Source organism: Nocardioides yefusunii (assembly GCF_004014875.1).
In the GTDB taxonomy this organism is placed as follows: domain Bacteria; phylum Actinomycetota; class Actinomycetes; order Propionibacteriales; family Nocardioidaceae; genus Nocardioides; species Nocardioides yefusunii.
On record NZ_CP034929.1, the window covers coordinates 630831 to 643758 of the forward strand.

Here is a 12928-nt window from a genome sequence, read left to right on the forward strand (position 1 = left end):
CCCTGTGCCCCCGACGTCCACGCCCCCCGAGGAAACCGCCGCAGCCCTGCTTCCCGACGCCCGCGGAGCGCTGTGGTGGGCCGTGGGCGGCGTCGTGTCGGGCGTCGTCGGTCTCTGCCTCGGGCAGGTGGTCTCCGAGATGGTGTCGGTGCGCGAGACCCCCATGACGTCGGTGGTCAGCGCGATCTCCAGCCTCACGCCCGGCGAGATGGCGCAGGCGACCGCCGAGTTCCTCTTCACCCTGCTGAAGCCGTTGCTGCTGGTGGTCCTGGCGCTGCTGATGGTCCTGATCTTCGCCGTCGCCGGTCTGCTGCGTCGCCACGCCTGGTGGGCCGCGCTGCCGGTGTGGTCGCTGCTGGGGGTGGGGTCGTTCTCCCTGGCCCTGCTGACGTCGGGGGCCGGGGTCGCTCAGGTGGTGCCGCCGGTGGCCAGCGTCGTGGCGTGGGTGTTCTCCCAGGAACTGCTGCGGCCCGCGCTGCGCAGGCTCGACGCCGCCCGGGACGCAGCCGACCGCGGTGAGACCGCTGGCTCGGGGACAGAACTGGTCGTGGCCCGTCGTGGCGTGATCGTCGGTCTGGGCGCAGGGGCGGTGGTCTCCGCTGCCAGCGGCGTCGGGATCTGGGCGCTCGAACGCAGCCGCAAGGCGTTGAGCGAGTCCCGCCGACTGCTGCGCATCCCCGGCGTCACGCGTCCGCTGGTCCCCGCCCGAGCAGGGGCCGGGGTGAGTGGCCTCGCCCCGTGGATGACGCCCAACGACGACTTCCCGCCGCGGAGCGGTTCACTGATCGCGCCCCGCACCGTCGAGGTGTCGCAGTGGCGTCTGGTGATCCACGGACTGGTCCGCAACCCCCTCGTACTCACCTACGACGACCTGATCTCCCGCGGCATGACCGAGGAGTGGGTCACGCTCGTGCACCGCGACAACCCCGTCGGCGGCCGTCGTGCCGGCAACGCCTGGTGGAGCGGTGTGCTCGCCTCACAACTGTTGGAGGAGGCAGGAGTTCTCTCGGGAGCCGACCTCGTGGTCCAGAGCTCCGCTGACGGATGGCGTTGTGCGACGCCGTTGGCGGCGATGACCGACGAGCGCGGAGCGATGGTGGCGGTCGCGATGAACGGCGAGGCGCTGCCGATCGAACACGGCTTCCCGGCCCGCAGTGTGGTGCCGGGCTACTACACCGACACCGTGGACTGCCCCGTCGTCGTGGACTGGGAGGTCACGTCGGCCCGCGCCGTGGAGAGCGACGACGAGGACGTCGAACGTCGGGTTCCGGTCCGGCTCGCCTCGGCGATCCAGGTTCCTGCCTCGGGCGAGCGCGTCCCGGCAGGTCGGATCGAGGTCGGCGGCGTGGCCTGGCAGCCGGTGGTCGGGGTCCAGGAGGTCGAGATCTCCGTGGACGGGTCCGCCTGGCGTCCTGCCGGACTGGCTGACCCCGGCCTCGACCGCGCCTGGGTGCAGTGGGGGATCGAGCTCGACCTCGAGCCCGGCGAACACCGGGTGCGGGTGCGTGCGACCAACCGTCGCGGGGAGCGCCAGAGCGCGGTCCGGCACGACGCCGTCCCGAGCGGCGCCACTGGCTGGCACGAGGTGCGGTTCACGGTCCAGGAGCCCGACGACTCCTGACCCGCGACCCGAGCCGGCGGCTCAGTCCTCCATCACGTAGGTGAGGCCGCCCGAACGGGACAGCCACGCCTTCTCGAACTGGGCACGGTCGTAGCGACGACGCACCTGGTCGTTGGTCTTGGCGGCGGGGTCGTTGACGATCACGTCGCCGTCCGGGGTGAAGCCGATGAGCACCATCAGGTGGCCCGGGGTCGCGGAGATCGGTGCGCCGCTCAGCTGTCCCTTGCCGAACGCCACCGAGACGATCAGCGGAGTGCCGGCCGCCAGGTACTTCTCGGCCGACTTCAGGTGCGGCAGACGGTGCACCCGGGTCTTGCGCAGCAGCGTCCCGGCGTAGGCGGTGTTGAAGCCCCAGTTGCCGGTGCCGCGGTAGGCGTGGTCGTAGACGGCGCGGGCGGTGAAGTCCACGACGCCGTCGGTGTGTGCTCGACCGTTCAGCACGGGGGAGTAGGCGTGTGCCTCGGCGGGATTGGCTCCGTAGTACTCGAGCACCATCGCCACTGACGTCGCCGAGCACCAGGCTTCGCCGCCGTTGCCGTACTGGGGATAGTGGCCGGCATGGGTCATCTGCGACAGGCGCGGGACGTCGAGGACGATCCCGGCGCGGGCCACCTTCCCGGGCTTCGAGGTGGTGCGACGAGCGATGACCTCGCTGGCGCTGGCTCCCACACGGTGCAGCACCGGACGGTCAGTGGTGCCGGCACGACGCATCAGTTCGACCCGGACCTGCCACCCGGTGGCACCGGCGGCGCGGTCGTTGACGACGACGGTGTCGGTGGCGATCGAGGCGAGGTCGTCGCTCTGCCTGGTCCACGACTTGCGGGCGTAGGCCTGCGAGCCGTTGAGGACGCCGTCGTTCTGCGAGGTCCAGCGGGCCAGGGTGTCCCAGGAACCAGTGGTGCCGTCGGCCTTCTTCACCCGGACCTGGATCTGGACGAGGCTGTGGCCCGGCGTGGTGGCCTGCCAGGACGGGAGCAGTTCGGTGAAGGTCTTGGTGTTCACCCACGGCGAGGTCCAGGTGCCGGTGCGGTAGCGGTTGCCGGCGATCGTGCGGATCTTCTTCGGCGACTTCAGCTTCACCGAACCGTTCGCGACGGTGGTGCCGGAGGTGGTGCCCTTGGCCAGTTGCGCGGTGCTGTCGAACGACTTGGTCGTGAGCACGGTCGCGGTGGGCAGGGTGCGGGACTTCGCCTTGGCCTTCGCTGCGTGGGCGCTCGGCGCCAGGCCGAGCATGCCGACGGTGGTGGCAGAGACCAGCGCGGTGGCCAGCGTCGTGGTCAGGGCGGTGACCAGCGGGGCGGTCGCACGGCGGGTCGCGGGGGCGGCGTTACGGCGGCGGGTGGTGGGGAACACGCGTCGAGGCTAGGCCACTGCCGTCACAGCAGTCACACGAACGCGGATCTGACTCAGGACTGTCACGCGTGGGCGGCAGCGCGGGGTGGTGGACGTCACCGATCCTCCGCGCGAGGATGCGTCGGGCGTCGCTCGCCACCCGTAGAATCGTGCCCGTGAGCCTGCGCCTGTACGACACCGCGACCCGTGAAGTCCGTGACTTCGTCCCCCTCGTCGAGGGCAAGGTCGGCCTCTACGTCTGCGGTCTGACGGTCCAGTCCGAGCCGCACGTGGGTCACGTCCGCTCGGGCGTGAACTTCGACGTCCTGCAGCGGTGGCTGCGGGTGAGTGGCTACGAGGTCACGTTCATCCGCAACACCACCGACATCGACGACAAGATTCTCGCCAAGGCCGCCGAGCAGGGTCGCCCTTGGTACAACCTCGCCTACGACATGCACCGCGAGCTGACCAAGGCCTACGCCGCGCTCAACGTCGCACCGCCCACCTACGAGCCCGCGGCCACCGGCCACGTGCCCGAGATGGTCGAGATGATCGAGGCCCTGATCGAGCGCGGTCACGCCTACCCGGCCCCCGACGGCTCCGGTGACGTCTACTTCGACGTCCGGTCGTTCCCCGAGTACGGGCAGCTCACCCGTCAGGGCATCGACGACATGGAGCCCGCCGCCGACGCCGACCCGCGCGGCAAGCGCGACCCCCGCGACTTCGCCCTGTGGAAGTCGTGGAAGTCCGAGACCGAGCCGCGCACCGCGTCGTGGCCCTCCCCGTGGGGCCGTGGTCGACCGGGCTGGCACATCGAGTGCTCGGCGATGGCCGGCAAATACCTGGGCGAGTCCTTCGACATCCACGGCGGTGGCCTCGACCTCCGCTTCCCGCACCACGAGAACGAGCAGGCCCAGTCCCGCGCCGCGGGCCACGCCTTCGCCAACTTCTGGATGCACAACGCCTGGATCACCACCGCCGGCGAGAAGATGTCGAAGTCGCTCGGCAACTCCCTCACCATTCCCGCCGTGCTCACCAAGTACCGCGGGATCGAGCTGCGCTGGTACCTGGTGCAGCACCACTACCGCAGCCACGTCGAGTTCTCCTTCGAGGCGCTCGACGAGGCCGCCACCGGCTTCCGTCGGATCGAGACCTTCCTGGGTCGCGCCGGCGTGAGCACCGTGGCCGGCACCGCGACCCTGGCCGATCTCCCCGAGGCGTTCGTCGCCGCGATGGACGACGACCTCGGCGCCGCTGGTGCTGTCGTGGTCCTCTTCGACCACGTCAAGAACGGCAACAAGGCCCTCACCGACGGTGACGCCGCAGCGGTGGAGGCCGGTGCCCGCGCCGTCCTCGCCATGCTCGACGTCCTGGGTCTGCACCCGGCCGACCCGGCGTGGGGCCCGGCCGCCGACAGTGACACCGGCGCCCTCACCGACGCCGTCGACGCTCTGGTCCGGACCCTGCTCGAGCAGCGCACCGCCGCTCGCGCAGCCAAGGACTTCGCCGCCGCGGACGCGATCCGCGACACCATCAAGGCAGCCGGGGTCGAGGTCACTGACACCCCCGACGGCCCGCGCTGGTCGCTCTCCGACTGACCGGCCCCCGAACACCCCCACCCGCGCACTCGAGCGCACACCCACCGCGCACACCGAGCGCGCAGAAGAAAGCAGCAGAACATGGCAGGCAACTCCCAGCGCAAGGGTTCCATCCGCAAGGGCAAGAAGGGCGCGACCGTCGGCTCCGGCGGTCAGGTCCGTCGTGGCCTCGAGGGCCGTGGCCCGACGCCGAAGGCCTCCGAGCGTCCGTACCACAAGCAGTACAAGATCGCTCAGAAGGGCGAGCGCGTCGCTCAGGCCCGTCCCAAGCGCACCAAGACCTCTGACGCCGAGTGGATCGCAGGCCGCAACTCCTGCCTCGAGGCGCTGCGCGGCGGCGTCCCGATCACCCACATCTACGTCGCCGAGGGCGCCGAGCGCGACGGCCGTCTGCGTGAGATCTTCAAGCTTGCGGCCGAGGTCGGCCTGACGATGCTCGAGGCCACCCGCAGCGAGATGGACCGCATGACCGGTGGCGCCGTCCACCAGGGCATCGCGGCCCGCATCCCGGCCTACGAGTACGCGCACCCCGAGGACCTGCTGGTCCGCGCCGACGAGTTCTCCGAGCGCCCCCTGATCGTCGCCCTCGACCAGGTCACCGACCCCCGCAACCTGGGTGCCGTCATCCGTTCGGCGTCCGGTTTCGGTGCCCACGGTGTCCTGATCCCCGAGCGTCGTGCCGCTGGCATGACCGCCTCGGCCTGGAAGACCTCCGCCGGTGCCGCGGCCCGTACCCCCGTCGCGCAGACCGTCAACCTGGTCCGTGCGCTCAAGGACTACCAGGCTGCTGGCTGCATGGTCGTCGGCCTTGCCGCCGACGGTGACGTCTCCCTGCCGGAGCTCGCTTCCAAGGACGGCCTGGGCGTCGGCCCGCTCGTCATCGTGGTCGGCTCCGAGGGCAAGGGCCTCTCGCGCCTCGTCACCGAGACCTGCGACCAGATCGTCTCCATCCCGATGGCGAACGACCTCGAGTCGCTCAACGCCGGTGTGGCCGCCTCGGTCACCCTGTACGCCGTCTCCCAGGCACGCGCCTGATCCTCCCCGAGGAGAACACCGTGGACGAGGCCTCCGTGCCTGCTGTCGACCCCGCCGCTGCTGCCAGCGGTTCCGGAACGACGCAGGGACGGGGGCCTCGCCCCGTTCTCAGACGTCGACTCCTCGCTGCCCTCGTCCTGGGCGTGGTCTGGCTGGTGATCACCACCGCCGTCGCGTTCGCGTTCTTCCTCAGCTCCGAACGCACCACCGAACTGGTGGGTCACGACGCGGTCGTCGCGCCGCGCCTGGACTCCCACGCCGTGCTCGCGACCGGTCCGGTGCTGCCCGACGTCCGGATCGAGATCGACTCACCCGTCGGTGTCGAGATCACCCTGGGCAAGACCGACGCCGAGACCACCGAGGAACTGATCAGCCGCTACTCGCTGATCGTCTCCAACCCTGAGGCGCAGGCCGACAAGGTGGTCGACCTCGTCGTGGCGATGGGCGTCTCGGCGCTGGTGCGTGGCGCGGCGGCCGGTCTGGTGCCGGTGATCCTGTACCTGCTGGTCGGGCCGGGACGGCGTCGCGCGATGTGGGACGACCTGCGTCACTTCCGGTTCCGTCCGGTGCTCGCGGTCGCTCTGGTGCTGGCGGTGGGCGTCGCGATGTGGCAGCCGTGGTGGCGCGAGGAGGCCCCGATCGCCTCCCAGCGTGACTGGACGACCCTGGACGACTTCCTCGGTGACGACTTCGACCTCGACCTGCCCGCCGACGCCGCAGCGGTCCAGATCCGAGCCAACGCCGCGACCGACGGCTCCAAGAAGCTGGTCGGCAGCGTCGTCGACACCTGGTCGAAGTCGCAGACCTTCTACGACGACGCCGCAGCAGCTGCGGCCGAGCAGGACCTGCGTCAGCCCGGCACGGGGGAGACCGTCACGGTCTTCGTCACCGACCGTCACGACAACGTCGGCATGGACCGGGTCGCGAAGGCACTGGCCGACGCAGTCGGATCGACGACGGTCTTCGATGGCGGCGACGACACCTCCACCGGCAAGCCGTGGGAGGCGTTCAGCCTGGAGTCGTTGGACAAGGAGTTCAAGACGTTCGACCGCTGGGCCGTCACCGGCAACCACGACCACGGCACGTTCGTGGGCGACAAGCTCGCCCGACTCGGCTGGAACGTCCTCGAGGGTGACGTCGTCGAAGGCCCCAACGGCGGGCGTCTGATGGGCTACCCCGACCCGCGTTCGTCCGGGCTGGGGTCGTGGCGTGACGACAAGGGCATCTCGTTCGCCGACGCCCAGCAGAAGGTCGCCGACGAGGTCTGCGCCCTCGACGAGGCCGGGGAACGGGTCAACACCCTGCTGGTCCACGACCCCAACCTGGCCAAGAAGGCGATCGCAGCTGGCTGCGCCGACCTCGTGATCGGCGGCCACCACCACGTCGACAAGGGCCCCACCCTCGTCGAGGGCGAGAACTCCAAGCGTGGCTACACGTTCACCAACGGCACCACCGGTGGTGCGGCCTACGCGATCGCGGTGGGGTCGAAGCCCAAGCGCGACGCCCAGATCTCACTGATCACCTACGGCGCCGACGGACGTCCTGTCGGGCTGCAGCTCGTCACGCTGCGCACCGACGGCAAGTACGAGGTCGACCCGTTCGTCGCCTTCGACTTCGCCGACCCGAAGGACGCCTGAGCCGCCCACGTTCCTGCGCCTCCGGGCGCGGGTCCCTGCGCAATTGTCGGATTGATGCCACTGCCACGGCGTGTCAGGGCATCAATCCGACAATTGCGCTTGTGCACCGCACAGGGCAGGGGTATTCAACTGCTCATGAACCCGAGCGAACACGAACGCGACGAGCGCGATGCGCAGTTGATCCTTGCCTTGGTCGGACTCCTCAAAGACCGCACTGACCTCAACCTGACCAAGATCATCCGCGACGACGTCGACTACGTCTGGGCCAAGCCCAGGGAGACCAAGCAGGGCCACCGCAAGCGTTCGGCAGGTTCCTGGTGGTCCGAGGAGGCATGGAAGCTCAAGGATCAGAAGCGCTCCATTGGGTCAGACGGCTCAACCGTGGGTACGACGGGTGAGCACGTGATGCCCATGCGCGTCGTGTCCCAGCATCTGCTGGACCTCGCGCGGGCGGATCGGTTGGACGTCACCACGGTGCTTCGGCTATTGCGCCTGCCCATGGCTGTCGTCAGCGTTGACGAGGACGGCCTCCTGGACCGACAGAAGATGCCGAACGGGTGGGTATTCGACGTCGATGCTCCGGACTTCGATGTCCGGATCTGGGACCGTTACACCGCGGCAGGGATCAAGGTGAGCGAACTCAGGCAACTCGACGCACAGGGGAATCCCATCGGCCGCGCACCCCTCGGCTTCTAGTCGACCTGGCTGTGGGACGGCGAGGGCGGAGGTCAGACGAGGACGAACGACCACTCCGGCCCGCCGTCCGCGGAGTACCCGGTGGCCAGGGAGTTCTCGTCGATGGTCACCGTGACCGTCCACGGCTCGAAGCCGTCCGGGCCCAGCGTGCGGGGGTCGGAACTGAAGGTCGCGGTGACGAGTTCGAAGAAGGCGAATCCCGTCGCAGGGAGCTCGTCGACCAAGAACGTGAACCTGCCGGTGGCGTTCGTCCGGTCGCCGTACAGGGACAAGCCGTCACCGAATCCCGGGCCCCCCGGCACGTCGTCGACCGGGGTCAGGGTGACGCTCACGCCGGCGGGCACCGGCAGGGTCAGGATGACGGTCATGGCAGTGCCGGTCGTGGCGGAGTCGTTCTGGATCTCGCCCCAGAAACTCGCCTCCGGGACGCCGTCACTGGGGAAGTACCACGAGCCGTGCCAGACGCCGAAGGAGACGGTGTTGCCGGAACTCGCGAAGGCCGGAGCGGCTGCAGCGACGCTGACCGCCGGCACCGCCCATGCGGCAGTGCGCACCGCGGTGCGGCGGTCGAGAAGGAGCGGACGGTCGGTGCGCGGGCGGGCGCTCTGCGGTGAGGTCACGGAGCGGCAGGCTATCCCCGTACGGAGTCCAGAAACCGGGGGACCGGGGGTTTCTATGCCGGTGGTACGGACCTCGTGCCGAGCCCGGGTGGTCTGGTCAGAGGTCGTCGTCGACCGGCGCCGGGGTGAGCTTCGCCAGACGTGCCTGCAACGACGGGACGCGGTGCGCGTTCTCCTTGAGCCCGACGTACTGCTCGCCGAAGATCCCGAGCAGGGCGTCGTCGAGACGTCGTACTGCTCCGGTGGGGTGCCTGTAGCCCATGTGCGCGATCATCGCGTCGATGTCGACGCTGGTCAGCAGTGCCTCGAGTTCGGCCAGCGAGGTGATGCCGAGCTCCAGCAGCAGCCCGGAGATCCAGCCGTAGTGCTCCGACTTCGACCAGCCCGCGTCGGGGTACTGGGCGTCGAGGAACGCCGCGAGGTCGGCGGCGGCGATGCGCGGGTCCTGCGGGTCCTCACCGAGGTCGGGTCGTGGGGCGTCAGCCTGCAACTGGGCCTGGATCGAGGAGAACTCCCGGTCGGCCAGTTCCAGGAGACCGGCGGCCAGCGTGAAGCGTCGGTTGAGGTCAGGGGCCAGCGACTCCGGGATGGTGCCCTTGTAACGGATGTCGTGCTCGAACTCGGCCCACGAGTGCTGCAGGACAGTGCGGAGCTGAACGTTGGCGACCGCCCCGGCAATGTCCTCGAACCCCTCCGGGGCCTCGTCGGGCACCCGCACCAGCATGTGTCGCGAGGAGTAGCCGAAGTTGCCCAGCGCTGCGGTCTCCAGGCCCATGTCGCGGTCGTCGAGGACCTGGAACTCCTGCTCGAAGAGGGCAGCCACCGCGGTGACGCCCTCCTGGACGTAGGTGATGACGCGGACGCCCACGGCGTCGGTGATCGCGGCGATCGGGTCGGCTGCCGGGTCGGCGGCCTGGATCCGCGCCGCCTTCGCTGCGAACGAGGCGACGGTCTTGGTGCGCGACGTCACCGTCAGGTAGTTGATGCCGGTGTCGTCGAGGAGCGAGGTGATGAGTTCCGCGCACCGCAGGGTCGGCTCGACCAGGGTCGGTCGCAACGCCGCGTACTCACGGACGGAGTCGCGAACGGGGCCTTCGTGCGTGGACGCGGAGTCGATCATGGGACCAGCCTGCACTACGGCACCCACAGGTTCACGCCACCACGGCGCAAGAGCGGTCAGATGACGCCGGCGGCCCGGGCCGGTCCGGCGTACGCCTGGGCCAGGGAATCGACGGTCTCGCGGGCATTCAGCCCCGAGGGGTTGGGCACCACCCAGAGTTCGGCGCCCGACCACAGGTCGCTGGCCCCCGCGAGATCGGCACCACCGAACAGGTCCGGCTCAGGCAGCTCCTGACGTCCGGCGACGGCCTTCTTCTGTCCGAACGCCTGGCGGTACACCGTCAGGCCCGCGATCGCGACCACCCGCGGACGGACCCGGGCGACGGTCGCGAGCAACTGCTGGCCGCCCTCGGTGATCTCCTCGGCGCTCAGCTCGTCGGCCCGCGCAGTGGCTCGACGCACCACGTTGGTGAACCCGATGCCGCGCGCCTTCATGTAGTCGCGGTCGAAGGGCGTCATCCCGTCGACCGGATCGATGAGGTGCTCGGTGATCCCGGCCCGGTGTAGAGCCGGGTAGAACCGGTTGGTGGGGTGCGCGAAATGAGTCAGCGTCGCCGCGGTCCACAGGCCCGGGTTGATGCCCACGAAGAGCAGCTTCACGTCGTCGCCCAGCAGGTCCGGGACCTCGGCGTCGCGGTAGGTCTCGAGTTCGTCGCGGGTGAAGCGGGCCATGGGGTGAGGTTAGTCGGGGCGATCGTGCCGCCCCGCTTCCGGACGGTTAGATTCGCGAGATGACCACCTGGAACACGTTCGTCGAGGGAGACAATCTCGACGTCCTGACGGCGATGCCGGAGGCCAGCGTCGATCTCGTGGTCACCGACCCCCCCTACAACACCGGCAACGACTTCGCCTACGTCGACACGTTCCGCGGCCGCGACGGTCGTCGGGCCGGACGGCACGAGGCATGGGTGGCGTTCATGCGTCCCCGGCTGGAGCAGATGCACCGCGTCCTGGCGCCCACCGGTGCGCTCGCGATCAGCATCGACGACAACGAACAGGCCCGGCTCCGGCTGCTCCTGGACGACGTCTTCGGTGAGGAGAACTTCCTCGCCCAGGTGGTCGTCAACCTCAACTCCAAGGGCCGCCAGCTCGGCTCGGGTTTCGCGACCAACCACGAGTACCTGCTCGTCTACTCCCGTGACGCCAAGCAGTGCGTCCTGGACGCCCGCACCACCGACACCGTCGACCCGGCCGACTTCCCGCACGTCACCGACGACGGTCGCGCGCACCGCTTCCTGCCGCTGCGCAACACGAACAAGAAGTTCAACCCGGTCTCCACGCCGACGTTGCACTACCCGTTGCACGGCGACCCCATCACCGGTCGCGTCGACGTCGAGCCGTTCGAGGGAAGCACCGCGTTCCTGCCGGTCTTCGGGGACGGTGCCGCAGCGGTGTGGCGCTGGTCGGTGAAGCTCGCCGCCGAACGTCCCCACGACCTGGTCTGTCGGGAGATCCGCGGCCTCAAGGGGCCGCGCGCCGACATCTTCCAGCGCGACTGGCTCGACGCTCCCGGCGGTCGCCGCAAGAAGCTCCGCACGATCTGGCACCACGAGGAGATCGGCTCCACCGACACCTCCGCCGCCGAGCTCAAGAAGCTCATCGGCAAGGTCTTCGAGTCGCCCAAGCCCACCGGTCTGGTGCGGCGGGTGCTGCGCACGATGCCCGACGACGCCCGCGTCCTGGACCCGTTCGCGGGCTCGGGGACCACCGGGCACGCGGTCGCGATGCTCAACGTCGAGGACGGCGGGACGCGCACCTGCGTCTCGATCAACGTCGCCGAACCCACGCGCGCCGGATCGGCTGCGGCTCTGGCGGGTCTGACGACGGTCGCCGACATCACCCGGGCCCGGCTGCGAGCGGTGGCCGAGGAGGTCGGGGGAGGGCTCGTCGAGCAGGTGTTCACCCGTCCCGACGCTGACCTGTCCGACAACCTTCCTGCCGATCTGCCCGCGCAACTGTTGCCTTGATGCGGTGACACGCCGCCGGAGTGGCATCAATCCGACAATTGCGGTGCGGTGCGGTGCGGCGTGGGGCGGTCAGCCCAGCGACTCGCGCAACTCCCTGACGACGGAGTCGACGACGGCCACCAGGCTTCCGTCGTTCTCCTCGGCGACGCGACGCTGACGCTGGTAGGAGGCGCCGTGCTCGGCCATCCGCCACACGCCGTCGAGCTCCTCCTCACAGCCCAGCTGGGCCGCGATCGGCTCGAGACGCTGGAGCTCCTCGGCGAGGTGTTCGGTGACGAGCTGCTCGCGGTTGTCGGCGTCGAGGATCACGATCGCGTCGAGGCCGTAGCGCGCAGCGCGCCACTTGTTCTCCTGGACGTGCCACGGCGGCAGGGTGGGGATCTTCTCCCCGGAAGCGATCCGGGTGTCGAGGTCGACGACGAGGCACTGGACGAACGCCGCCAGGGCGCTGATCTCGTCGAGGGTGGAGACCCCGTCGCAGACCCGGGTCTCGACGGTGCCCAGACGCGGGACGGGCCGGATGTCCCAGCGGATCTCGTTGAGCTCCTCGATCACGCCGGTGGTGATCTGGTCGCCGGAGAACCGCTCGAACTCTTCCCACTTCTCGAACTGGAACGGCAGACCCGCGGTGGGCAGCTGCTGGAACATCTGCGCGCGGTTGGAGGCGTACCCGGTGTCCATGCCGTCCCACATCGGTGACGACGCCGAGAGAGCCAGCAGGTGCGGGTAGTGGTTGAGGAGGCCGCCGATCACCGGCAGGACGCGGTCGCGCTCGGGCAGACCGACGTGGACGTGGACGCCCCAGATCATCATCTGGCGGCCCCACCACTGGGTGCGGTCGATGAGTTCCTCGTAGCGCGCGCCGGGCGTCACCTGGGCCTCGGACCACTTCGCGAACGGGTGTGAGCCGGCACCGAACAGGTCGACGCCGAGCTGGTCGGCGGCCGGGACCACGACGTCGAGGACGTCCCGGAGTTGTTCGCGGGCCTGACCGACCGTGTGGCAGATGCCGGTGACGACCTCGACGGTGTTGCGCAGCAGTTCCTTGTGCAGCCGCTCGGGGCTGGCCATCTGCGGGGTCGCGGAGGCGAACAGGTCGTCGGCGGCGTTCACCAGGTCCCGGGTGGTCCGGTCGACGAGGGCGAGCTCCCACTCCACGCCCACGGTAGGGCTGGGGGAGGAGTGGAAGTCGATGCGCATGGTCGGAAGCATAGGGGGCGGAACCCCGTCGTGAGGATGGCATGGACGGGCTGTGGTGACACTCACCGGAAGTCGTTCACACGCGTTCACGTGCGGGACGTGA

At 69.7% G+C, this 12928-nt stretch carries 11 protein-coding genes; 6 read left to right on the plus strand and 5 right to left on the minus strand.

Annotation, left to right across the window (positions count from 1 at the left end):
* Positions 1–4: 4 nt before the first annotated feature.
* Positions 5–1621, plus strand: a complete 1617-nt coding sequence (locus EOV43_RS02810) for a molybdopterin-dependent oxidoreductase (RefSeq protein ID WP_128219586.1) — start codon at positions 5–7, stop codon at positions 1619–1621.
* Positions 1622–1642: 21 nt separating this feature from the next.
* On the opposite strand, the gene EOV43_RS02815 is transcribed toward EOV43_RS02810, so the two are convergent.
* Positions 1643–2974: a peptidase C39 family protein gene (locus EOV43_RS02815; RefSeq protein WP_128219587.1), complete on the minus strand. Its 1332-nt coding sequence runs from the start codon at positions 2972–2974 to the stop codon at positions 1643–1645.
* A gap of 155 nt (positions 2975–3129) precedes the next feature.
* Here EOV43_RS02815 and cysS point away from each other — a divergent pair, with 155 nt between their 5' ends.
* From cysS to EOV43_RS02835, 4 genes are all read left to right on the plus strand, one after another.
* On the plus strand, positions 3130–4551 hold the full coding sequence (gene cysS, locus EOV43_RS02820) for a cysteine--tRNA ligase (RefSeq protein WP_128219588.1): 1422 nt from the start codon (positions 3130–3132) through the stop codon (positions 4549–4551).
* Between the two features lie 81 nt (positions 4552–4632).
* On the plus strand, positions 4633–5586 hold the full coding sequence (gene rlmB / locus EOV43_RS02825; RefSeq protein ID WP_128219589.1) for a 23S rRNA (guanosine(2251)-2'-O)-methyltransferase RlmB: 954 nt from the start codon (positions 4633–4635) through the stop codon (positions 5584–5586).
* 20 nt (positions 5587–5606) lie between these two features.
* Positions 5607–7223, plus strand: coding sequence for a metallophosphoesterase family protein (locus EOV43_RS02830; protein WP_239022195.1), 1617 nt, complete (start codon positions 5607–5609; stop codon positions 7221–7223).
* A 135-nt stretch (positions 7224–7358) separates the two neighbouring features.
* Positions 7359–7919, plus strand: a complete 561-nt coding sequence (locus tag EOV43_RS02835) for a hypothetical protein (protein ID WP_128219590.1) — start codon at positions 7359–7361, stop codon at positions 7917–7919.
* Positions 7920–7951: 32 nt separating this feature from the next.
* Here EOV43_RS02835 and EOV43_RS02840 read toward each other — a convergent pair whose 3' ends face one another.
* The 3 genes from EOV43_RS02840 to EOV43_RS02850 all read right to left on the minus strand — a co-directional run bounded on the left by EOV43_RS02840 (position 7952) and on the right by EOV43_RS02850 (position 10330).
* Positions 7952–8539, minus strand: coding sequence for a hypothetical protein (locus tag EOV43_RS02840; protein ID WP_128219591.1), 588 nt, complete (start codon positions 8537–8539; stop codon positions 7952–7954).
* A gap of 97 nt (positions 8540–8636) precedes the next feature.
* Positions 8637–9659 carry a GTP pyrophosphokinase gene (locus tag EOV43_RS02845; protein WP_128219592.1) on the minus strand — a complete coding sequence of 341 codons (1023 nt, stop codon included), beginning with the start codon at positions 9657–9659 and terminating at the stop codon, positions 8637–8639.
* A 56-nt stretch (positions 9660–9715) separates the two neighbouring features.
* Positions 9716–10330: a mismatch-specific DNA-glycosylase gene (locus tag EOV43_RS02850; RefSeq protein WP_128219593.1), complete on the minus strand. Its 615-nt coding sequence runs from the start codon at positions 10328–10330 to the stop codon at positions 9716–9718.
* Positions 10331–10389: 59 nt separating this feature from the next.
* Between EOV43_RS02850 and EOV43_RS02855 the strand changes: the two genes are divergently transcribed.
* Entirely contained in the window at positions 10390–11625 is a 1236-nt protein-coding gene (locus tag EOV43_RS02855) for a site-specific DNA-methyltransferase (protein WP_128219594.1), read from the plus strand.
* A 69-nt stretch (positions 11626–11694) separates the two neighbouring features.
* On the opposite strand, the gene EOV43_RS02860 is transcribed toward EOV43_RS02855, so the two are convergent.
* Positions 11695–12825: a glutamate--cysteine ligase gene (locus tag EOV43_RS02860; RefSeq protein ID WP_128219595.1), complete on the minus strand. Its 1131-nt coding sequence runs from the start codon at positions 12823–12825 to the stop codon at positions 11695–11697.
* Between the last annotated feature and the right edge of the window lie 103 nt (positions 12826–12928).

Excerpts from the sequence above, each read along its gene's own strand:
- rlmB (WP_128219589.1), top strand. The coding sequence starts at position 4,633 with ATGGCAGGCAACTCCCAGCGCAAGGGTTCCATCCGCAAGGGCAAGAAG.
- EOV43_RS02835 (WP_128219590.1), top strand. The coding sequence starts at position 7,359 with ATGAACCCGAGCGAACACGAACGCGACGAGCGCGATGCGCAGTTGATC.
- EOV43_RS02845 (WP_128219592.1), bottom strand. The coding sequence starts at position 9,659 with ATGATCGACTCCGCGTCCACGCACGAAGGCCCCGTTCGCGACTCCGTC.
- EOV43_RS02850 (WP_128219593.1), bottom strand. The coding sequence starts at position 10,330 with ATGGCCCGCTTCACCCGCGACGAACTCGAGACCTACCGCGACGCCGAG.
- EOV43_RS02855 (WP_128219594.1), top strand. The coding sequence starts at position 10,390 with ATGACCACCTGGAACACGTTCGTCGAGGGAGACAATCTCGACGTCCTG.
- EOV43_RS02860 (WP_128219595.1), bottom strand. The coding sequence starts at position 12,825 with ATGCGCATCGACTTCCACTCCTCCCCCAGCCCTACCGTGGGCGTGGAG.